Genomic DNA, 20,753 nt, shown 5'->3' with positions numbered 1-20,753 from the left:
AAATGGTCTTTCATTATCTACATGGCGAGGAAACGTCGTTTCCGGAATGCGTTTGGGAAAACCACTCCCTGACTCATCTCTTCCGGCACGCTCTTCAACCGACATCTGACTGGCGTTTACGCTTGTATCAGACAAAGCGAATTCTGTGCCAACTTTTTTGATGTTGCTTAAATCGCCTTGTGATGCACCTTTTTGTCATAAAGCGCCTGCACCACGATGGTCTTAGCGCACCATTACAGTGCTTAACAGTGATTTGATAGCACTATTTTGGTGCACAGGACCAACTTAGTGCATTTTCTGCACCGGGAACAGGGCAAATTTGCGTCGATGCAATAAACTTTCAGTGAAAAGTGTGATCCTGTTCAGTCTTCCGCTTAATCCGTGTACAATACCGCGCTATTTCTAATGCCTGAGGCAAAGCTGTGATCGAAAATTTGCGTAACATCGCCATCATCGCGCACGTTGACCATGGAAAGACCACCCTGGTTGACAAACTGCTGCAACAATCCGGTACTTTTGATGCCCGTACCGAAGCAACCGAGCGCGTGATGGACTCCAATGATTTGGAGAAAGAGCGTGGGATTACCATCCTCGCAAAAAACACCGCCATTAAGTGGAATGACTACCGTATCAACATCGTTGATACCCCAGGACACGCCGACTTCGGTGGTGAAGTTGAGCGCGTCATGTCCATGGTGGACTCGGTGCTGCTGGTTGTAGATGCGATGGATGGCCCTATGCCGCAAACCCGCTTCGTGACCAAAAAAGCGTTCGCGCATGGTCTGAAGCCGATTGTGGTTATCAACAAAGTAGACCGCCCGGGTGCGCGTCCGGATTGGGTTGTGGATCAGGTATTTGACCTGTTCGTAAACCTGGATGCCACTGACGAGCAGCTCGACTTCCCTATCATTTTCGCCTCTGCGCTGAATGGTATTGCGGGTCTTGAGCACACCGACATGGCTGACGATATGACCCCGCTGTATCAGGCGATCGTTGACCACGTTGCGCCTCCGCAGGTTGAGGCTGATGCCCCACTGCAGATGCAAATCTCTCAGCTGGACTACAACAACTACCTGGGCGTGATCGGCATCGGCCGTATCAAGCGCGGTAAAGTTAAGCCTAACCAGCAAGTCACTATCATCGATAGCGAAGGCAAAACCCGTAACGCTAAAGTCGGTAAAGTCCTGACTCATCTGGGTCTTGAGCGTATCGACAGCGACCTGGCAGAAGCGGGCGATATCATTGCTATCACCGGTCTGGGCGAGCTGAACATCTCTGACACTATCTGTGACACGCAGAATGTGGAAGCGCTGCCAGCCCTGAGCGTCGATGAACCAACCGTAACCATGTTCTTTAACGTCAACACCTCACCGTTCTGCGGTAAAGAAGGTAAATACGTGACTTCACGTCAGATCCTTGAGCGTCTGAACAAAGAACTGGTTCACAACGTGGCACTGCGTGTTGAAGAAACTGAAGATTCCGACGCCTTCCGCGTATCAGGTCGTGGTGAGCTGCACCTGTCAGTTCTGATCGAAAACATGCGTCGTGAAGGTTTCGAACTGGCGGTATCCCGTCCGAAAGTTATCTTCCGCGAATTCGAAGGCCGTAAACAGGAGCCATTTGAGAACGTCACGCTGGATATCGAAGAAACGCATCAGGGTTCCGTTATGCAAGCCATGGGTGAGCGTAAAGGCGATCTGAAAAACATGGATCCGGATGGCAAAGGCCGCGTACGTCTCGACTACGTGATCCCAAGCCGTGGCCTGATTGGCTTCCGTAACGAATTCATGACCATGACGTCCGGTACCGGTCTGCTCTACTCTACCTTCAGCCACTACGACGATATCCGTCCAGGCGAAGTGGGCCAGCGTCAGAACGGCGTACTGATCTCTAACGGTCAGGGTAAAGCCGTAGCGTTCGCTCTGTTCGGTCTGCAGGATCGCGGTAAGCTGTTCCTGGGTCACGGTGCAGAAGTCTATGAAGGCCAGATCATCGGTATTCACAGCCGTTCTAACGACCTGACCGTAAACTGTCTGACCGGTAAGAAGCTGACCAATATGCGTGCTTCCGGTACTGATGAAGCAACGACACTGGTTCCACCGCAGAAAATGACGCTGGAACAGGCGATCGAGTTCATCGATGATGACGAACTGGTTGAAGTAACACCGCTGTCAGTGCGTATCCGTAAACGTCACCTGACGGAAAACGACCGTAAACGTGCTTCACGTGGTCCTAAAGACGCATAAATGCGCCTTTAACAGATAAAAAGCCCCGCATGCGGGGCTTTTTTTTGCCTGAAACTCCGGCTTCTTCAGTCGGGCCAGTAAATATTTGGGTGCGTTTTATCCATCTTCTGGCGTTTACGCTTTTCTCTCCACGCGTGCCTGTTCAGCCTGCACTTTTGCCGCTAGAGTGAATACTCCAGGGAACAGAAGGAGACACACCATGCTGTATATCTTTGATTTGGGCAATGTGATTATTGATATCGACTTTAACCGCGTGCTGGGTGTCTGGAGTGACCTTAGCCGTGTGCCACTGGCCTCGCTGCAAAGCCATTTCCAGATGGACGAAGCGTTTGAACAACACGAACGTGGTGAACTCAGCGACGAAAACTTCGCGCTTGCACTGTGTGAAAAGCTGGAAATCGCGCTGAGCTATGAACAGTTTACTGCTGGCTGGCAGGCGGTCTTCGTGGACGTACGTCCTGAAACCCTGGCGCTGATGAACCGGCTGCGACTTGAAGGTCATCGGGTGGTGATCCTCTCTAACACGAATAAGCTGCATTGCGAATTCTGGCCGACGCAGTATCCCGACGTACAGCAGGCGGCAGACAAACTCTATCTCTCGCAGGAGCTGGGTATGCGTAAACCGGAAGCCCGGATTTATCAGCATGTGCTGGACGCGGAGGGTGTGACTGCCGATCAAACGGTGTTTTTCGACGATAACCCGGATAACATTGAGGCGGCGCGCGCCCTGGGCATTGAAAGTGTACTGGTTACTGACAGTAAAACGGTACCTGACTGGTTTGCAGGTCAATCTTAACCCATGATGTCAGGTAAATTTCGTCCCGGGCTGCATGCGTTCTGGTTGTGGCTCAGGCTGTTATGGAAACGCATTGATGAGGATGGCATGACGACTCAGGCCGGTAATCTGGCTTATGTCTCATTGCTGGCGCTGGTTCCGCTGATTGCGGTGGTGTTTGCCCTGTTTGCGGCGTTCCCGGTCTTCTCTGATATCAGCGTGCAGTTGAAACAGTTTGTCTTTAACAATCTGATGCCGGCTGCAGGCAACACGTTGCAACGCTATCTTGAGCAGTTTGTGGCTAACGTAAACCGGATGACGGCGGTCGGGGCTGTCGGCCTGATCGTGACGGCCTTGCTGCTGATGCATTCGGTTGATACCGCGTTAAATACCATCTGGCGCAGCAACAAGAAGCGGCCAATGGTTTACTCCTTTGCGGTCTACTGGATGATTCTGACGCTCGGCCCGCTGCTGGCGGGTGCCAGCCTGGCGATCAGCTCCTATCTGCTGTCACTGCGCTGGATTAATGCGACCGGCGTCACCAGCCTGGTCGATCAGATGCTGCGCATTTTCCCGCTTCTGCTGTCGTGGCTCGCCTTCTGGTTGCTCTACAGCATTGTGCCTACCCAGCGGGTACCGCCACGCGATGCGCTGATTGGCGCGCTGGTTGCAGGTGCGCTGTTTGAGCTGGGTAAAAAGGGCTTTGCGCTCTATGTTACTATGTTCCCCTCTTATCAGCTGATCTACGGCGTACTGGCCGTGATCCCGATTCTGTTTCTCTGGGTCTACTGGACCTGGTGTATTGTGTTGTTAGGCGCTGAAATTACCGTCGCGTTAGCCGACTATCGGCAGTTAAAACAGCAGCACAAAGAAGAACAACGCGAGGAAACATGATTGCATTGATCCAACGCGTGCAGCGCGCCAGCGTCAGCGTCGATCAGAACGTTATCGGCGAAATCGGTGCCGGTTTACTGGTTTTGCTGGGCGTGGAAAAGGGTGATGACAACGCGCGTGCGGAACGTCTCGCAGAACGCGTACTGGGCTATCGCATCTTTAGTGATGAACAGGGCAAAATGAACCTGAGTGTCCGCCAGGCGGGCGGAAGCGTGCTGGTGGTATCGCAGTTTACGCTGGCCGCAGATACGCAAAAAGGGATGCGCCCCTCCTTTTCAGGCGGTGCGGAGCCTGCTGAGGCCGAACGCCTGTATGAATACTTCAGCGACTGCTGTCGTCAGCAGGGCATGACCACGGCAAATGGCCGTTTTGCTGCGGATATGCAGGTCTCGCTGGTGAATGATGGTCCTGTGACGTTCTGGTTACAGGTTTGAGATCGCAAGCGGAGCGGCAGGGAACAGGCCACCTGGCCGAGCGGGAGAAACATTACATGTATCACCTTCGCGTGCCACAGACGGCGGAAGAGCTGGATATCTATTATCAGTTCCGCTGGGAGATGTTGCGTAAACCACTGCGTCAGCCGCAGGGGTCGGAACGTGACGCCTGGGATGCCCTGGCACATCATCAGATGGTGGTTGATGAGCAGGGAAATCCGGTCGCCATTGGCCGTCTCTACATCAACGCCGACAATGAGGCCGCTATCCGCTTCATGGCTGTTCATCCGTCTGTGCAGGGGAAAGGGCTGGGTACGCTGATGGCCATGACCCTGGAGTCGGTAGCGCGTCAGGAAGGCGCGAAGCGGGTAACCTGCAGTGCCCGTGAAGATGCGGTCGCTTTCTTCGCCAAGCTCGGCTACATCAATCAGGGTGAGATTACCGCGCCGCAGACGACGCCGGTACGCCACTTTCTGATGATCAAGCCGGTTGTTACGCTCGATGATATCCTGCATCGCGCCGACTGGTGCGGTCAGCTACAACAGGCCTGGTATGATCATATTCCGCTCAGCGAGAAGATGGGTGTGCGTATCCTGCAGTTTACCGGGCAGAAATTTATCACCACCATGCCTGAAGCGGGCAACCAGAATCCACATCACACCCTGTTCGCTGGCAGCCTTTTCTCGCTGGCCACGCTGACCGGCTGGGGATTGATCTGGCTGCTGCTGCGCGAACGCCATCTCGGCGGCACCATTATTCTGGCAGATGCGCACATCCGTTATAGCCGCCCTATCAGCGGACGACCTGGCGCGATTGCCGATCTCGGCTCACTAAGCGGCGACCTTGACCGTCTGGCTCGCGGACGTAAAGCACGCGTTCAGCTTGAAGTGGAGCTGTTTGGCGATGATGAATGTGGCGCGGTGTTTGAGGGAGTTTATATCGTCCTGCCCGCCGATCCGGATGGGCCGCTGGAAGAGGGCGGTTCCGGCGCACGTATCAACTAACCATAAGGGCCGCATCTGCGGCCCTTAAGTTATTAACGAACCTCGCCAGCCTGCATGGTCTGCTGCACCTGCTGACTATCCGTTGTCACCGACAGCGTGCCATTGACCGTTGGGCGTAATGGCTGGCCTGCGGCTAAAGCGCCACTCAATTGCAGCTGCATATTGCTGTCACCGGTTAACGGCAAGGCGGGCCATCCCCAGTTCTGCAACACATTCACCGGCACTGCACGCCCCGTCAATTGCAGCGTCAGCGGGCGCGCTGGCTGCTGGCCGACGGTAGCCGTCCCTTCAAGTAGCCCCTTGTTACTGAACGCACTCAGCTCGGTCACCTGAATCTGCTGCGTGTCTGCATTCAGCGTAATGGATGGGTGACGCAGATCGGTACGGTTAAAAGTCGACTCTGCCGCATTCAGGCTAAGCTTACCCGACCAGATCCCCCACTGATGCTGCTGCGCCAGCAGCAGGTTCTCGCCGGATCCGTCCAGTGAGGTCAGCTGGAAGGGAAACGCCGGATTGATGTCGATAATCAGGTTACGATTAGAGGTGAAACGCGTCACCGCTACGCTATCCAGCCACGCGGGCAGTGCCGCCTGCCAGCGGTCACGCCAGTCCTGCGGCAGGGTATATTCCAGTCCGGCAATAGCCAGATTTTTCAGCGTCAGGCGTTTATCACTGCGTGACCAGTCACCGTCAGCCCGAATCACCCCGTTCGCCCAGCGTGAACTGAACTGCGTTAGCGCCAGACCCTGCGGCGAGAAATCCAGGTTAACGATAGGGTCATTAAGCTCGAATCCACCGTTGATAAAATTGCTGGCATTCAGCGCCAGCGAACCATCATTACTCTGCCAGTCATCGCCCTGCCAGTTAACGTTTCTCAGCGTCAGGTCAAGATCTGTCACCGCCCAGTCAGGCCCCTGCAGGCGGGCATCGGTCATGTCGAGGCGCGTAATGGCAATCGAGGGAACCACCTGCAGACGATGCAGGAAATCTTTCAGGCTGCTGGCAGTCTGCAGACGAATATCATTCAGTCGTAGCTGATTGATTTTCCAGTTGCCCTGGGCATCGCGCTCACCGCTGCCGGTCATGGATCCACGCGCCAGGTCGGCACCAATATTATCAAAGCGCATCCGGTTCTGGGAAACACTGCCCTGAATCAGGACGTTTTCAGCGGGCACCTTATTCAGCGTCATGCTGCCTGCACTCATCTGGAAACGGGCATCGCGACCCAGCATATTGAGGGCTGTGGGTTTCCACGGCAGAATGCCGCCATTAACCTGCTGAGCAAACAACGGTAACGTGCTGTTGGGGCTGTCGATACGCATGTTATTGAGCTGCAGGCGATCGGCCTGAATGGGTAGCGCACTGCCTGGCGTCAGATTGGCCAGATTCACTTCCCCGTCGCGCAATTCAAGGCTACTGAAATGCAGTGGATCGCTAAACTGAATCAGAGCCAGACCGAGATCGACCCGTTTCGCTACCAGAACCGCAGGCTGCCCATCATGACCAAAGCTGAAGTCATCCAGAATGATATGAGAGGGAGAAGAGAAATTGTGTTCAATTTTACTCAGGGAGAGATGCCATTCGGTTTTGTCGCTCACCCAACGGCTAAACCAGCCTGCACCCCACTGTGTCTGCAGCAATACATAGATCACCACAAGGGTGAAAAGCAGCAGCAAAAGTAAGGTGAGGAAAAACTTTCCAAGAAATTTCATAGCATCCTTCCCGAGTTAAATCCGGTGAGAGGTTGTTATGCCTGAATTACCGTTACAGCTCAACAGCCTGGATGTAAATCCGAATAATTAGCAGGCAGGCCGAAGCCTGCCTGTGGACTTACTTCTCTTGCGGGAAAATCAGGTTGAGCACAATGGCGGTAATGCCGCCCGCCGCAATACCGGAAGAGAGCAGGGTTTTCAGCCAGTCAGGCGCAAACTGCAGGATCAGCGGCTGCTGGGAAACGCCAAGGCCCACCGCCAGCGATAGTGCGATGATCATGATGGCACGACGGTTAAGCGGCTCGCGTGACACGATGCGAACACCCGAGGCGGCGATGGTGCCGAACATCACAATGGTTGCACCGCCGAGCACCGGTTCAGGAATGAGCTGAACCAGACCACTGACCGCCGGGAACAACCCCAGCACAATCAGCATCAGCGCGACAACAAAGCCCACGTAGCGGCTGGCTACGCCGGTTAACTGAATGACGCCATTGTTCTGGCCGAAACAGGAGTTAGGGAAGGTATTAAACAGCGCGGAGACAAAGGAGTTAAGACCATTCGCCAGCACGCCACCTTTCAGACGTTTCATATAGAGTGGGCCGCTCACCGGCTGTTCTGAAACATCCGAGGTGGCGGTGATATCGCCGATGGTCTCCAGAGAGGTAACCATAAATACCAGCATCAGCGGGATAAGCAGATTCCAGTCGAAGCCCAGCCCATAGTAGAGCGGGGTGGGTACCATGATTAGCGGCTGATCAGCGGGAATACCTGCCGCAGGCAGCATACCCATCGTCCAGGCCAGCAGATAGCCTACCGCCATGGCAATCACCAGAGAGGCGACGCGCAGGTAGGGATTCTTCTGTCGGTTCAGCAGCACGATCACCAGCAGCACGGCTCCGGCCAGCATCAGATTTTTCGGCGCGCCAAAGGTATGGTCATTCATCGCACTGAAACCACCGCCAATGGAGGTTAGGCCGACCTGAATCAGCGACAGGCCAATAATCATCACCACGATACCGGAAACCAGCGGCGTAATGATCCGGCGCGCCAGATGCAATACGCGCGACAGCACCATTTCGGTACAGGAGGCTACCATCAGCGTGCCAAACAGTGCCGCCATCATGGTGGGCACGTCAGCGCCGCCATTTTTCAGCGCCATCCCGCCCATAATCAGAGGCGTCACGAAGTTGAAGCTGGTGCCCTGAATCGACAGCAGGCCCGAACCTACTGGTCCCCAGGTTTTGATTTGCAGCAGTGATGCCACGCCCGATGCAAACAGCGACATGCTGATCACGTGCCGGGTATCTTCTGCAGGCAGGCCCAGCGCCTGACAAATCAGAATCGCAGGCGTAATAACCGCGACAAACATGGCCAGCAGGTGCTGACCGGCGGCAAACAGCGTTTGCGGCAGGGGTGGACGATCTTCAAGGCGATAAATCAGTTCACTTTTCGTGGCGGAAGGCTGGTCTGGCTGAGGAGTGGTGGACATCTTCTGTTCTTCCCAAAAAATAGTGTGGCGATTGTAATCATCCGCAGGCTAAAAGCAATCGTTTGCCCGGTGAAGATAAAAAAGGCCGTACCAGAATGGAACGCACTCAGACATTGGTATAGCGGGTGGTCTCTGGCAGCCAGCGTTCAATCAGGGCGCTGGCCTGCTCGGGATAGTGCTGGTGGATGTGGCGCGCCACGCGCTGCACTTCCGGCACCATCGCGGCATCACGTAGCAGGTCGGCTACTTTGAATTCGGCGTTGCCGGTCTGACGCGTGCCCAGTAGTTCACCCGGCCCGCGAATCTCCAGATCGAACTGGGCAATGACAAAGCCATCATTGCTGTCGCGCAGCACCTGAAGACGCTTTTGCGCCGTCTTGCTCAGTGGCGCTTTATAGAGCAGCACACAGTGCGATGCTACAGCACCACGACCTACACGACCACGCAGCTGATGCAGCTGCGCCAGCCCTAACCGCTCCGGGTTTTCGATAATCATCAGGCTGGCATTCGGCACGTCAACGCCGACCTCGATGACTGTCGTCGCCACCAGCAGCTGCAGCTCATTCGCTTTAAAGGCCTGCATCACCGCCTGCTTTTCCGCGGGCTTCATCCGGCCATGTACCAGTCCGATGTTTAAGTCGGGAAGCGCCGTTTTCAGGGATTCCCAGCTGGCTTCTGCCGCCTGCGCTTCCAGCAATTCGGACTCTTCAATCAGGGTGCAGACCCAGTAGGCCTGACGGCCCTCGCGGCAGGCATGCTCAACCCGCGCCACAATCTCATCGCGTCGCGTATCGGGGATAGCGACGGTGGTCACCGGTGTTCGTCCCGGCGGCAGCTCATCGATAGTTGAGGTATCAAGATCGGCATAAGCCGTCATCGCCAGGGTGCGCGGAATGGGGGTGGCGGTCATGATCAGCTGATGCGGATGGAAACCCTGTTCCTCGCCTTTTTCCCATAAGGCCAGTCGCTGGTGGACGCCGAATCGGTGCTGCTCATCAATAATCACCAGCGCCAGACCATTAAACTGTACCTGCTCCTGAAACAGCGCGTGTGTGCCCACGACCATCGCCACCTGACCACTGGCTATCGCTTCCTGCTGGGCCTGGCGGGCTTTGCCTTTCTGTTTTCCGGCCAGCCAGCCCACTTCTATCCCCAGCGGCGCAAACCACTGACGGAAGTTACTGGCGTGCTGTTCAGCCAGCAGTTCGGTCGGCGCCATCAGCGCAACCTGCTTGCCATGGGCGATAACGTTCAGCGCAGAGAGCGCAGCAACCAGTGTCTTGCCCGAGCCGACATCGCCCTGCACCAGCCGCATCATCGGAAAATCATTGGCCAGATCTTTCTCTATCTCCGCCACCACGCGTTTCTGCGCATTGGTCGGTGAGAAGGGCAGCGCGGCCAGCAGCTGATCGCTAAGGTTGTGTCGCGGCGGCATCGGTAACGCGTAATAGCGCTGAGCACCGGCGCGTACCGCCAGCATGCTGAGGTTGTGCGCCAGCAGCTCTTCCAGAATCAACCTGCGTTGCGCCGGATGACGGCCACTTTCCAGCTCACTGAGCCGGAGATCGGGCGGCGGACGATGCAGTGTGCGCAGTGCATCAGGCAGGCTGATCAAGCCGCCGCTCAGTTCCTTCGGCAGCAACTCGGCAATCGGGCAGCTCTCCAGCAGCGTCAACGCCTGATCGGTAAGATTACGCAGTGTAGCCTGTCGGATGCCTTCAGTGGTGGGATAAACTGGTGTTAAGGTCTCTTCCAGCGCTACATTGCTCTGTTCGCCCTGGATGCGGTATTCGGGATGAATAATCTCGGCACCGCGCTGACCGCGTTTAATCTCGCCATAGGCGGTGACGCGTCGGCCCGGCGACAGGTTGTTCTTCATCCCGGCATTGAAGTTGAAGAAGCGCATCGTCAGGACACCACTACCATCGCTGATCTGGCACACCATCATCCGGCGGCGACCAAAGGTGATGTCGGTATGCAGCACTTCGCCTTCTACGGTGGCCCAGATACCGGGCAGCAGATCGTCAATGGCATAAAGCTGGGTGCGATCTTCGTAGCGTAGCGGGAGATGAAGCAGGAGATCCTGAATGGTGTGCAGGTCAATTTTGGCCAGTTTTGCTGCCTGGCTGGCACCGACGCCGGTCAGGGTACTGAGCGGGATGGCATCCAGCAGACGGCCCTTCATCTTTTTTTACCGGTCGACTGCATGGTTGCCCACCAGCTGGGATCGGCGTCCACTTCGCCCTGAGCATTGATGCGCGGATAGGGTAAACCTTTCTGCTTTGCGACCCGCGCCAGCACCGGGTATCCGCCTTCGAACAGCAGGCGTTGCTGCTCATCATCATCCAGCAGGCTGTAATCGCGCAGGTAAAGACCGGCATTCTGCCGCTGCCGTTGTGCTTCATAGAGGATCAGCGCACAGGCAACCGAGACATTCAGCGACTGCACCATGCCCACCATAGGAATTACGATCTTCCGGTCAGCCAGCGCCAGTGCTTCTTCAGTGATGCCGGTTTTTTCCTGTCCCATCAGGATGCAGGTGGGAAGGGTATAATCGATCTCACGGAAATCTACGGCATCGTCAGAAAGATGGGTCGCCAGAACCTGCATCTTCTGCTGTTTAAGCCGTGTTACGGCATCGCCAATGGTGGGATGGGTGACCACTTTCACCCAGCTGTTGCTTCCGGCAGACGCGGAAGCCTGGGTGCGCATCCGCTGGCTGGGCCAGACAGCATGTACTTCGTGGATGCCGACAGCGTCGGCCGTGCGGATCACCGCCGACACATTGTGCGGCTTATGCACCTGCTCCATACAGACCGTAAGGTCGTGCTGGCGCAGTGCCAGCATCGCCTGAATCCGGGCAAAACGTTGATCGTTCATGCCTAATTACGGTTACGGTGGACTTTGATCACATCCGGCATCACGCGAATTTTACGCATGATATTCGCCAGATGGACACGGTCGCGTGCGGTCAGGCGGATAAAGGCGCTGTAGACGCGGCCATCACGCTCTTCGGTATTCAGGCTCTGAATATTGGAACCGGCCGTATTGATTGCTGCCGTCAGGTTCGCCAGTGCGCCCTGATGGTTAAACATGTCGACTTTGATTTCCGCCACGAACTCCTGCTCAGTGACTTTATCCCACTCGACCGGCATGAATTTTTCCGGCTCTTTCTGGTAGCCGCGAATATTTCGACAGGACTCATGATGCACCACCAGTCCTTTGCCAGGGCTGACATGAGCAACAATCGGGTCACCGGGAATTGGTCGGCAGCATTTGGCGAACGTAATCAACACGCCATCAGCGCCTTTGATCGGCAGCTTACCGCGCTTGCTGTTACTGCTGATGGTCTTGCTGTCCGCCTGCAGCAGGTTCTTCGCCACGACCACGCTCATCGCATTGCCCAGACCAATTTCCGCCAGCAGATCGTCAAGCGAGGTCAGCTTCATACGGTCCAGTTCCTGACGGATATTCTCAGCCGGGATCTCAGCCAGCTTACGACTGCCGCCCAGCGCATGGCTGAGCAGGCGGCGGCCCAGATTAACCGAGTCTTCACGCTTGAGGTTTTTCAGCAGCTGGCGAATTTTGGCGCGGGCTTTGGAGCTGACGACAAAGTTGAGCCAGGCGGCGTTGGGACGGGCGCCTGGCGCGGTGATGATCTCAATCGTCTGGCCGCTGGTCAGGGTTTGCGACAGCGGATAAGGCTGGCGGTCAACGCGTGCGCCGACGCAGGCATGGCCAATGTCGGTGTGAACCGCATAGGCGAAGTCCACCGGCGTCGCGCCGGTTGGCAGCTCAACAATGCGGCCTTCAGGCGTAAAGACGTAGATCTCATCGGGAAAGAGATCGGACTTCACGCTTTCGATAAACTCAAACGAACTGCCCGCACTCTGCTGCAGCTCCAGCAGGCTTTGCAGCCAGCGCTGAGCGCGAATCTGTGCGGTGGTGCCACTTTCGCCCGCCTGTTTATAGGCCCAGTGCGCAGCGACCCCCATTTCTGCCATCTGATCCATATCCTCGGTGCGAATCTGCACTTCAACCGGCACGCCGTGCGGACCGATCATGGAGGTATGGAGCGATTGATAGCCGTTGGCCTTGGGGATGGCGATGTAATCTTTCACGCGGCCCGGACGCGGCTTATACAAGCTGTGCATCTGGCCAAGAACGCGATAGCAGGTATCCAGATCTTTCACGATGACGCGAAAGGCATAGATATCCATGATGGAGTGAAAACGCTGCTCTTTCAGCGTCATTTTGCGGTAGATCGAGTAAAGATGCTTTTCACGACCGCTGACGCGGCAGGGAATGCCCGCTTCCTGTAAACGGCCATCAATCTCAGAAAGAATCTTCTGGATCATCTCTTTACGATTACCGCGCGCGGCTTTCACCACCTCTTTAATTACCCGATAACGGTTCGGGTAGAGAGCCTCAAAACCGAGCTCTTCCAGCTCCGTTTTAAGATGGTGAATACCCAGGCGATGCGCAAGCGGACTGTAAATCTCTAACGTTTCCAGCGCGATGCGGCGACGTTTGTCCGGGCGTAACGACCCGAGGGTGCGCATATTGTGGGTGCGGTCAGCCAGCTTGATGAGAATGACGCGGATATCCTGCACCATCGCCATAATCATCTTGCGGAAGTTCTCTGCCTGCGCTTCTTTCTTGTCGCGGAATTTCAGCTTATCCAGCTTGGAAACGCCTTCGACCAGCTCCGCCACGCTTTTACCAAACAGCTGTTCCATGTCCTGGTAAGTGGCAGGCGTATCTTCGATCACGTCATGCAGCAGCGCGGCCATGAGGGTTTCATGGTCGAGCTTCATTTCCGCCAGAATACAGGCCACGGCAACCGGATGGGTGATATAAGGCTCACCGCTGGAGCGTGTCTGTCCCTCGTGGGCATCACGTGCGACAAGGTAGGCTTGCTGGAGGCGCTTGATCTGCTCCTCTGGCAAGTATTTTTCAATCAGTTGATTGAGACTTTCAAACAGATACAAGGGTGACCTGCAGGTGGCTGTTAACGACGACCTTCAGCGATAGCGGTAACGGCCTGTAACTCAGCGGCTTCCTGCTCTTGCTGTTCCTGACGATCACGCACATCTAAAATCTGATTGGTGACCAGACCTTCTTCGATTTCGCGCAGAGCGATAACGGTAGGCTTATCGTTCTCTTCCGGAACCAGCGGATCTTTGCCGCCAACCTGCATCTGACGTGCACGACGTGCAGCGACCAACACCAGGTCAAAACGATTACCAACTTTTTCTACTGCGTCCTGAACGGTTACGCGTGCCATAGGTGTGCTACTCCACAGATGAAGAAATGACTGCGCATCATACTGAAACTGTATTCAGACTGCCAACAGTTTGCTGATTAAAGCATCGTGACGCGCCTTCTGGCGCGCCATACGCAGACGTTCGGCGCGAATAATGGTTTTCAGATCGGACAGCGCCAGATCGAAATCATCATTCACAATTAAATAGTCATACTCGGCGTAGTGGCTCATTTCCGCTACCGCCTGCGCCATGCGACGCGTGATGACCTCTTCGCTATCCTGACCACGACCGCGCAGACGGCGATCGAGCTCTTCTTTCGACGGCGGTAAAACGAAGATGCTGCGTGCGCCTGGCATTCTGGCGCGAATTTGCTGCGCACCCTGCCAGTCGATGTCGAGAAACACATCAACGCCGGTTGCCAGCACCTGCTCAATAGCATGGCGCGACGTACCGTAATAGTTGTCGAAAACTTTAGCGTGTTCGAGGAAGGCATCTTCCGCGATCATCTGCTCAAATTCATGTTTCTCAACGAAAAAGTAATGTTCGCCATGGGCTTCACCCGGACGCATGCCGCGTGTCGTGTGCGAAACAGAGACCTGCGTATCATACAACGGCTGGGTCTTTAACAGTGCCTGAATCAGGCTGGATTTACCTGCGCCGCTGGGTGCAGAAACAATATAGAGCGTGCCTTGAGCCATGGTTTTCTTGAATTGATTAAAAGCGGAGTCGATTTCCTGCACAGTATACACAGCTTCCCGCTGCCACGCAGCGTTTGCGCAGCGGCAACAGCCAACTTTTGCGTATCTTCGCGCAAATGTCTGTCAGGCCGCTGCAATTAATCCTTTATTGTTACGGCATCTCTTCCGCAACCGGACATCGTCTCTGGCTGACGCCAGGGCATTGATATTGAATACCGCAAAACGTCAGGGGAGAGAATATGAAAGGATTCGGCTGGCCGCTGTTGGCGGCTGTTTTGTGGATCGTCATATGGCCTGCGCATAGCGCCGTTTGTCCGGTCTGGACACCGATTCGGGCGACTGAAGAGATCCGCCGCCTGCAACAGCAACTACAACACTGGGATGACGCTTACTATCGTCAGGGGCAGAGTCCGGTGGTGGATGCGGATTATGACGCTCTTCAACAGCGACTGATTCAGTGGCAGCACTGCTTTAGCCCTTATCAGCCGGTTTACACCCCGCAACTGCCGGGTAATGGCAAGTCATTGCATCCGGTCGCCCACACAGGTGTAAAAAAGATGCGCGACAAGCTGGCGCTGGCTTACTGGATGCAGGGGCGTGGCGATCTCTGGGTGCAGCCCAAAGTTGATGGCATCGCCGTTTCACTGGTATATCGCCACGGCAGGCTGGTCTCCCTGTTAAGCCGTGGCGATGGATTACGTGGTGAGGAGTGGCTGGCTAAAGCCGCCTGGATCCCGGCGATTCCGCTGAATATCGACACCCGTCTCGACGAGGTGGTGTTGCAGGGTGAGCTATTCCTGACGATGACCGGTCATCAACAGGCCGTTGATGGTGGTAAAAATGCGCGCTCACAGGTGGCCGGGGCCATGATGAGCAAGCAACGGATTCCTCTGCTGAATTCGCTTAATGTTTTCATCTGGGCCTGGCCAGATGGTCCCGCCAAAATGACAGAACGGCTTGAGCAACTCAGCCGCTGGGGACTGGGCGTTGCCGCAAAATGGAGTTACCGCGTCAAAGATGAAGAGGAGGTCGCCACCTGGCGGGAGCGCTGGTTCCATGCTGCGCTACCTTTTGTCACTGATGGCGTGGTGGTTCATCAGAGCCTTCGTCCTGCGGGAAAAAACTGGCTGCCGGGAGAGGGCACCTGGGCTGTTGCCTGGAAGTATCAGCCTCCTGAAGTCAGCGCTGAAGTGCTCTCCGTTGATTTTCCGGTTGGCCGAACCGGGAAAATAGCTGCCGTCCTTAATCTGCAGCCGGTGCAGCTGGATGACAAGACTGTCAGGCGGGTCAATGTCGGATCCCTGCGTCGCTGGCAGGAGAGCGATATTGTGGCGGGTGATGTGATTACGCTGAGTCTGGCGGGTCAGGGGATCCCCCGGCTGGAGCGGGTGATCTGGCGCGTGGCAGAGCGCGACTATCCTCAGCCTCCCGACGCGTCGCATTACACGCCGCTAAGCTGTTACACCTTCAGTGCGGAGTGCCAGAAGCAGTTACTGGCAAAATTACGCTGGCTCAGTCAGAAAACGGTGCTGAATATTCCGGGCGTTGAGCGCAGCACCTGGCTGCGCTTACTGGAAACCGGCAGTATGACGCATCTGTTCGGCTGGCTGACGTTAACACCGGAACAGATCACTGCCGCAACGGGCTTCTCTCCGGAACGGGCGGGTCAGCTCTGGCATCGTTTTAATCTCACCCGTCAGCAGCCGTTTCGTCGCTGGGTGGATGCCTTAGGTATTTCACTGCCGCGGAAGGCCCTGAAGTCACTGCCCGATCAGCAGTGGGAGAGCTTAATGCAGCGGGATATTGCGGGCTGGCAGGCGTTACCGGGTGTTGGGGCTGCGCTGGCAAAGCGCCTGGTTGCGCAGTTCCATGATGCCCGTGTGCAGAGGCTGATCGCGTTCCTGCAGCAGCAAGGCATACCTTCTTCCTTAATGCTCGGGATGGGGATAGTTGAAAATCGGCAAACCGAGGCGGAAGCGCAGCGCCAGTAAACGGGCAAAGAAGCCGAACAGCAGGGTAATGATTATCACCGCTTCATGTGCCAGCGTAGTTTTCAGCAGCAGGATATAGAGCCAGCCTGAGGCGAAGGCGATACCAGCGTAAAGTTCCTTCTGAAACACCAGCGGAATGCGATTACAGAACATGTCACGCAGCACGCCACCGAAGACGCCGGTAATGACCGCGCTTATGGCGGCAATAATCATGGCATGTCCGGAATCAAGCGCAACCTGCGCGCCGATAATGGAAAAAACCACCAGTCCCAGTGCATCAAGCACCAGGAACACTTTGCGCAGGTGTGTCATCAGGGGTGCCAGGAACGTGGTGATGACCGCTGCTGCCGCCACAATCATGATGTATTCGGGATTTTTTACCCAGCCCAGCGGATAGTGACCCAGCAGGATGTCGCGCACCGAACCACCGCCGATGGCAGTCACTGAGGCGATAATAATAACACCGAACAGATCCATTTTGCGGCGGCCCGCCGCCAGCGCCCCCGTCATGGCTTCAGCAGTAATACCAATGATGTAGAGAACGGTCAGTAACATAGCAGACTCCGGTAAAACGGGGGCAAGGCGATATCCTTGCCTGAAAGACGGCGACAGAGATTTTCAGGCGATCGGCGTCCGGGATAAGCGCAGTGTATACCAGCCAGCCAAGGCGTCCGTATAGAAAGACTTTTCTGCGCAGAGCCTGCGGTGAGTGCCTGTGTAAATCTGAGAAGACACAGTCTGCAGAAGGTTTGTGCGTTGCGGCCCGCTGTTTTACGGTTCCGGACTAGCGGATATTAACCGACCATGAACGCCAGACAACGGCTGGAGGTAAGTCAGTTTATAAAGGAGGTAGAAAGGCTGGATGCGGCAGATAAAGGAAGAATTAGAGAAATAAAGCAACAGGCTTAATGAAAAGAAAAGGCGTGCTGGTTAACAGCACGCCAACGCATCGTTTCAGATGCTCAGAGCCCACCAAACAGACTTATTTTATTATTTGTTTCTTGCACGAATTTTAGAAAAGGCTTTCAGGCTAAAATGATATTCTGGCTGGAACCATGAACGACCATAGTAGCAGTAAATCAGCATGCGAATGGATGCCATCGCCAGGTAACCCCAGATCGCACACAGTACTGAAGGGGTCAGCCAGACGGTAAATAAAGTGACGGCAAGGCCGGCTAATACTGCTGAGGTTTCAGCAAAGGCGATACGGGTATATTGTTTTTCGCGCTGTAATATCGCACGGTAATGCTGACCCTGTGGGATGATAATAAACACCACTGAGACCATCTGCAGCATTAACGCCAGTTCAGGTTGACCAAACAGACTGTTCAGCAGGTGACTGCCCGTAAATAACAGACCAAACACTACGACACCCATCAACATATTACCCCAGTAAATCGTGGAGAGGTCGTTGATAGAGAGCATACAGCGGCGGATCAGCTTATTTGAGAAGCCGCGATCGGCCAGCGTATCGATAGCCAGTAAAGCTATCACGGCGATCGCCAGCAGGTTTAGTTCATTCGCCTGCAGGATTTGCGCCAGCAACGAGAGCTGCAGTACGCCGATGCCAATAATTTTGATTGAAGAGAGCAGAGACCATTTTGCGCTATTAAGACTGCTTTCACGTATTGCCATAATATACTCGTTAGAGTTCATTGACTCTGTGAGAATTAAATCGTTGTGTAACAGCAATGAGAAGTTGCTGTCACACCGTTAGTTAGTGCAATTTTTCTGGCCGGAGTCCTGAAATACCTTTCCAGGCTTGCCATGTTATTATGGATTCAATCAAATGGTGCTCGGATAAAAAATAGATATCCCTGGTAAATTCTCTGTTTCGTGTCATGGCGGAATCCCCTGCAGCTAATAAGAATTCCGCCAGATCACGAATAAATCCTGTTGTAGTTTTATATTCTCCTGCCAGCATCCTTGCGGCAATCTCAACGAATTCTTTTTCTGATAACAAAGGATACGCAGAGCGGTCCATGACTTTTCCTGCTTTATCATTATGGGTATTGCTGTGTGTGGAATGATTTATACATTGTTTTATTTAATTTAACACCATAAGAAAAGTCTGATTACGCGACCGCAGAAATAAATGGTTTCACTCTATGCATGATAAATATTAAATCCCCAGCAGGGCAGTAATAAACGATTGTTGATGATTAATGTATACGTCAGAGAGAAAGTGTTCGTGCAGAAGATGAAGAGGCCTGTAATCAGGGAAGATCGCCAGCCTGTCGGGTGATGTTGCCAGGAATTTTCCTGGCAACAATGCTTAAGCAGGGTTGGTGATAAATGTGTAAAAGAGGCATGCAATCAGATAAACGCTTTATGCTTTATCATCGGAAGTTTTTCTGTTTTTTTTCATAAACAGCCAGTGATAAGTACAGAGAAAAAATCGAGCTAAGTCATTGATTTACTGTGTCAGAAGCTGGTTAAGCTTCTCAAGATCGTTGCTAACCCATTCAATATCCTGCTTAAATCTCTCATCTGAAGTAAATGGCTGGCGGTAAACCGTCACCATCACCTCGGCACCCTGCTCGTTGGCTATCACGCGCATCGGCACATAGATTTCCTTTCCTGAGCCACTATCAATCCAGTGATCCATTACGCCAAACGGATTATGTGGCGAGAACCGGAGCTTTACATTTCCCTGAGGGCCTTTAGCACGCCAGCGATTGCCATCAGGTTCTAATGCACTATTCGTCAGCCCGGACGCCCACTTTGGAAAAAATTCCGGCTTCCAGATGGTTTCATAAAGATCTAACCAGTGACGCGGAATTGTCAGGCTCAGCGTGCGCGAGGAGAGCATATAACCTCCGGAGGATAAGCTAAAAAAGCATTAAAGCATGGGGTCAGGCTCGTTAATACGTTGTAACAGCAGAAGTGTGGTGTTGAGAGGGTTTCGTACAAACGGCAGACAACGGATGAGGCTGTCTGCCGCTGACTCAGATAAAATTGCCGCGTGCAGAAACTGCGTGCTCTTCGCTATGCCCACTGGCGCGACGCAGAACAAAGCCATCCGACTGTGCCATCACTGCGCAGCTGTGATTCGGAAAGATACGAAGCAGCATGCCGACTTCAGGACGGCGATCCTGATAAAGCAGAAAACCATGCTCCTCAGATAACTTTGTCACCTCATACGTGTGGCCCGCTTCGTCGGCTGCAACACCAAAGCCGCTGGCATTGGTGCCGTGTGGCCCTTTATCTGAACTCAGCATTTTCGATCCGGCATCCACAATTGCGAAATGCTCGTTTACCGCTACCACACGTGTAATGACGCTCATTGCCAGCTGATCGACGTAACTTAGCCCGAGGCGACAGGCGGTAAGGTCCAGCAGTGCATAGTTGCCGGGCCGGATTTCACTGATGCAGGGCGCAACCTCGGCTGCCAGGGCCGTAGGCGTTGACCCCACAGAGAGCGGGCAGTCGGTAAATCCCGCAGCCTGCAGTTTTGCCTGAAGCTGCTGCATCAATACCGTTTCCTGCCTGGCAACATCAACAATAGCCGCAGCATTACCGGCACCATAAGCGTGGCCGGCATGCGACACTAATCCGGCAAAGCGTACGCCTCTGTCCCGCAGCGCCTGAGCAATCAGCACGGCGTCATCACTATCAGGACTAACACCAATCCGGTGTAATCCAACATCCACCTTAATCGCCACCGCCAGCTCGCAGTCTGGTTGTTGCTGCCACGCATCCGCAATCGCTGCCACACCCTGCAGCCTGTCCGCAATCAGGGTAAGTTTTGCCTGATGAAGCACGGCGAGACGCAGCAACTCAGCCACGCTTTGCGGTTGCACAACCGGATAGGCTAAAAGCAGATCGCGAACGCCCCCCTGAATAAAGCTGATACCTTCACTGGGTTTAGAGACCGTGACACCCTGAGCACCATATTCAAGCTGACGCTGAGCAATCCAGACGCTTTTATGTGTTTTGATATGCGGACGCAATGCGACGCCTGCCGCACTGGCTTTGCGCTGCATATGCTGCAGATTCTGCTCCAGGCGCTCTGCATCCACTTCAATATAGGGCGTAAGGCGGTCATCGATCAGCGGCCTTTGCCACTGCTGTGTATCGTTGATATCCATAAGATTATCCGGCTTTAACGAGGTAAGAGGATTCATCATTCCTTAATTAACTTTCTGATACCAGCCTGGTGGCTGTGGAGGAGGCGCTGAACAGCAAAAATTAAAGTGGGTGTTAACCCGGGATAGAGCATGCTGTACACGGACAAACC

The 20,753-nt window shown here is 54.5% G+C and carries 18 protein-coding genes; 6 read left to right on the top strand and 12 right to left on the bottom strand.

The window, feature by feature from the left end; genetic code table 11:
* Positions 1 to 422 precede the first annotated feature (422 nt).
* The 5 genes from typA (at position 423) to fabY (ending at position 5,353) form a co-directional block, all read left to right on the top strand.
* Positions 423 to 2,246, top strand: a complete 1,824-nt coding sequence (gene typA / locus NIM72_RS12010; protein ID WP_033734551.1) for a ribosome-dependent GTPase TypA — start codon at positions 423 to 425, stop codon at positions 2,244 to 2,246.
* Positions 2,247 to 2,445: 199 nt separating this feature from the next.
* Positions 2,446 to 3,042, top strand: coding sequence for a glucose-1-phosphatase (gene yihX / locus NIM72_RS12005; RefSeq protein ID WP_161732907.1), 597 nt, complete (start codon positions 2,446 to 2,448; stop codon positions 3,040 to 3,042).
* A gap of 3 nt (positions 3,043 to 3,045) precedes the next feature.
* The gene (locus NIM72_RS12000; protein WP_161732909.1) at positions 3,046 to 3,915 is read left to right on the top strand and encodes a virulence factor BrkB family protein; all 870 of its coding nucleotides are present in this window, start codon (positions 3,046 to 3,048) and stop codon (positions 3,913 to 3,915) included.
* Positions 3,912 to 4,349: a D-aminoacyl-tRNA deacylase gene (gene dtd / locus NIM72_RS11995; protein ID WP_222924819.1), complete on the top strand. Its 438-nt coding sequence runs from the start codon at positions 3,912 to 3,914 to the stop codon at positions 4,347 to 4,349. The genes NIM72_RS12000 and dtd overlap by 4 nt, the downstream gene beginning before the upstream one ends.
* Positions 4,350 to 4,405: 56 nt before the next feature.
* Positions 4,406 to 5,353 (top strand): fatty acid biosynthesis protein FabY, encoded by a 948-nt coding sequence (fabY, locus tag NIM72_RS11990; protein WP_013359528.1) that lies wholly within the window; start codon positions 4,406 to 4,408, stop codon positions 5,351 to 5,353.
* Positions 5,354 to 5,385: 32 nt separating this feature from the next.
* On the opposite strand, the gene NIM72_RS11985 is transcribed toward fabY, so the two are convergent.
* The 7 genes from NIM72_RS11985 to gmk all read right to left on the bottom strand — a co-directional run bounded on the left by NIM72_RS11985 (position 5,386) and on the right by gmk (position 14,522).
* Complete coding sequence (locus NIM72_RS11985) at positions 5,386 to 7,065, bottom strand: AsmA family protein (RefSeq protein ID WP_253420521.1); 1,680 nt, start codon at positions 7,063 to 7,065, stop codon at positions 5,386 to 5,388.
* 118 nt (positions 7,066 to 7,183) lie between these two features.
* Positions 7,184 to 8,557: an NCS2 family protein gene (locus tag NIM72_RS11980; protein WP_161732915.1), complete on the bottom strand. Its 1,374-nt coding sequence runs from the start codon at positions 8,555 to 8,557 to the stop codon at positions 7,184 to 7,186.
* Positions 8,558 to 8,663: 106 nt separating this feature from the next.
* A complete protein-coding gene (gene recG, locus NIM72_RS11975) occupies positions 8,664 to 10,742 on the bottom strand; it encodes an ATP-dependent DNA helicase RecG (RefSeq protein ID WP_161732917.1) in 2,079 nt (692 codons plus the stop codon).
* Complete coding sequence (trmH, locus tag NIM72_RS11970; RefSeq protein ID WP_253420518.1) at positions 10,739 to 11,437, bottom strand: tRNA (guanosine(18)-2'-O)-methyltransferase TrmH; 699 nt, start codon at positions 11,435 to 11,437, stop codon at positions 10,739 to 10,741. The genes recG and trmH overlap by 4 nt, the downstream gene beginning before the upstream one ends.
* A 2-nt stretch (positions 11,438 to 11,439) precedes the next feature.
* Complete coding sequence (gene spoT / locus NIM72_RS11965) at positions 11,440 to 13,548, bottom strand: bifunctional GTP diphosphokinase/guanosine-3',5'-bis pyrophosphate 3'-pyrophosphohydrolase (RefSeq protein WP_161732921.1); 2,109 nt, start codon at positions 13,546 to 13,548, stop codon at positions 11,440 to 11,442.
* A 20-nt stretch (positions 13,549 to 13,568) separates the two neighbouring features.
* Complete coding sequence (gene rpoZ, locus NIM72_RS11960; protein WP_003851346.1) at positions 13,569 to 13,844, bottom strand: DNA-directed RNA polymerase subunit omega; 276 nt, start codon at positions 13,842 to 13,844, stop codon at positions 13,569 to 13,571.
* A 54-nt stretch (positions 13,845 to 13,898) separates the two neighbouring features.
* Positions 13,899 to 14,522 carry a guanylate kinase gene (gmk, locus tag NIM72_RS11955; RefSeq protein ID WP_161732923.1) on the bottom strand — a complete coding sequence of 208 codons (624 nt, stop codon included), beginning with the start codon at positions 14,520 to 14,522 and terminating at the stop codon, positions 13,899 to 13,901.
* 239 nt (positions 14,523 to 14,761) lie between these two features.
* Between gmk and ligB the strand changes: the two genes are divergently transcribed.
* Positions 14,762 to 16,513 carry an NAD-dependent DNA ligase LigB gene (ligB, locus tag NIM72_RS11950; RefSeq protein ID WP_161732925.1) on the top strand — a complete coding sequence of 584 codons (1,752 nt, stop codon included), beginning with the start codon at positions 14,762 to 14,764 and terminating at the stop codon, positions 16,511 to 16,513.
* Here the strand turns inward: ligB and NIM72_RS11945 are convergent.
* The 5 genes from NIM72_RS11945 to NIM72_RS11925 all read right to left on the bottom strand — a co-directional run bounded on the left by NIM72_RS11945 (position 16,451) and on the right by NIM72_RS11925 (position 20,604).
* Positions 16,451 to 17,068 carry a trimeric intracellular cation channel family protein gene (locus NIM72_RS11945; protein WP_161732927.1) on the bottom strand — a complete coding sequence of 206 codons (618 nt, stop codon included), beginning with the start codon at positions 17,066 to 17,068 and terminating at the stop codon, positions 16,451 to 16,453. The two genes, ligB and NIM72_RS11945, sit on opposite strands and share 63 nt — an antisense overlap.
* A 435-nt stretch (positions 17,069 to 17,503) precedes the next feature.
* A complete protein-coding gene (locus NIM72_RS11940; protein ID WP_161732929.1) occupies positions 17,504 to 18,148 on the bottom strand; it encodes an oligosaccharide flippase family protein in 645 nt (214 codons plus the stop codon).
* A gap of 82 nt (positions 18,149 to 18,230) precedes the next feature.
* Positions 18,231 to 18,497 carry a hypothetical protein gene (locus NIM72_RS11935; RefSeq protein WP_161732931.1) on the bottom strand — a complete coding sequence of 89 codons (267 nt, stop codon included), beginning with the start codon at positions 18,495 to 18,497 and terminating at the stop codon, positions 18,231 to 18,233.
* A gap of 432 nt (positions 18,498 to 18,929) precedes the next feature.
* Positions 18,930 to 19,325: a hypothetical protein gene (locus NIM72_RS11930; protein WP_033734531.1), complete on the bottom strand. Its 396-nt coding sequence runs from the start codon at positions 19,323 to 19,325 to the stop codon at positions 18,930 to 18,932.
* Positions 19,326 to 19,461: 136 nt separating this feature from the next.
* Positions 19,462 to 20,604 (bottom strand): alanine racemase, encoded by a 1,143-nt coding sequence (locus NIM72_RS11925; protein WP_253420515.1) that lies wholly within the window; start codon positions 20,602 to 20,604, stop codon positions 19,462 to 19,464.
* Between the last annotated feature and the right edge of the window lie 149 nt (positions 20,605 to 20,753).

Source organism: Pantoea sp. B550, assembly GCF_024158165.1.
GTDB lineage: Bacteria > Pseudomonadota > Gammaproteobacteria > Enterobacterales > Enterobacteriaceae > Pantoea > Pantoea alfalfae.
This window is presented reverse-complemented; position numbering and strand designations above follow the sequence as displayed.

Excerpts from the sequence above, each read along its gene's own strand:
- yihX (WP_161732907.1), top strand. The coding sequence starts at position 2,446 with ATGCTGTATATCTTTGATTTGGGCAATGTGATTATTGATATCGACTTT.
- NIM72_RS12000 (WP_161732909.1), top strand. The coding sequence starts at position 3,046 with ATGATGTCAGGTAAATTTCGTCCCGGGCTGCATGCGTTCTGGTTGTGG.
- dtd (WP_222924819.1), top strand. The coding sequence starts at position 3,912 with ATGATTGCATTGATCCAACGCGTGCAGCGCGCCAGCGTCAGCGTCGAT.
- fabY (WP_013359528.1), top strand. The coding sequence starts at position 4,406 with ATGTATCACCTTCGCGTGCCACAGACGGCGGAAGAGCTGGATATCTAT.
- NIM72_RS11985 (WP_253420521.1), bottom strand. The coding sequence starts at position 7,065 with ATGAAATTTCTTGGAAAGTTTTTCCTCACCTTACTTTTGCTGCTGCTT.
- NIM72_RS11980 (WP_161732915.1), bottom strand. The coding sequence starts at position 8,557 with ATGTCCACCACTCCTCAGCCAGACCAGCCTTCCGCCACGAAAAGTGAA.
- recG (WP_161732917.1), bottom strand. The coding sequence starts at position 10,742 with ATGAAGGGCCGTCTGCTGGATGCCATCCCGCTCAGTACCCTGACCGGC.
- trmH (WP_253420518.1), bottom strand. The coding sequence starts at position 11,437 with ATGAACGATCAACGTTTTGCCCGGATTCAGGCGATGCTGGCACTGCGC.
- rpoZ (WP_003851346.1), bottom strand. The coding sequence starts at position 13,844 with ATGGCACGCGTAACCGTTCAGGACGCAGTAGAAAAAGTTGGTAATCGT.
- gmk (WP_161732923.1), bottom strand. The coding sequence starts at position 14,522 with ATGGCTCAAGGCACGCTCTATATTGTTTCTGCACCCAGCGGCGCAGGT.
- ligB (WP_161732925.1), top strand. The coding sequence starts at position 14,762 with ATGAAAGGATTCGGCTGGCCGCTGTTGGCGGCTGTTTTGTGGATCGTC.
- NIM72_RS11945 (WP_161732927.1), bottom strand. The coding sequence starts at position 17,068 with ATGTTACTGACCGTTCTCTACATCATTGGTATTACTGCTGAAGCCATG.
- NIM72_RS11940 (WP_161732929.1), bottom strand. The coding sequence starts at position 18,148 with ATGGCAATACGTGAAAGCAGTCTTAATAGCGCAAAATGGTCTCTGCTC.
- NIM72_RS11935 (WP_161732931.1), bottom strand. The coding sequence starts at position 18,497 with ATGGACCGCTCTGCGTATCCTTTGTTATCAGAAAAAGAATTCGTTGAG.
- NIM72_RS11930 (WP_033734531.1), bottom strand. The coding sequence starts at position 19,325 with ATGCTCTCCTCGCGCACGCTGAGCCTGACAATTCCGCGTCACTGGTTA.
- NIM72_RS11925 (WP_253420515.1), bottom strand. The coding sequence starts at position 20,604 with ATGGATATCAACGATACACAGCAGTGGCAAAGGCCGCTGATCGATGAC.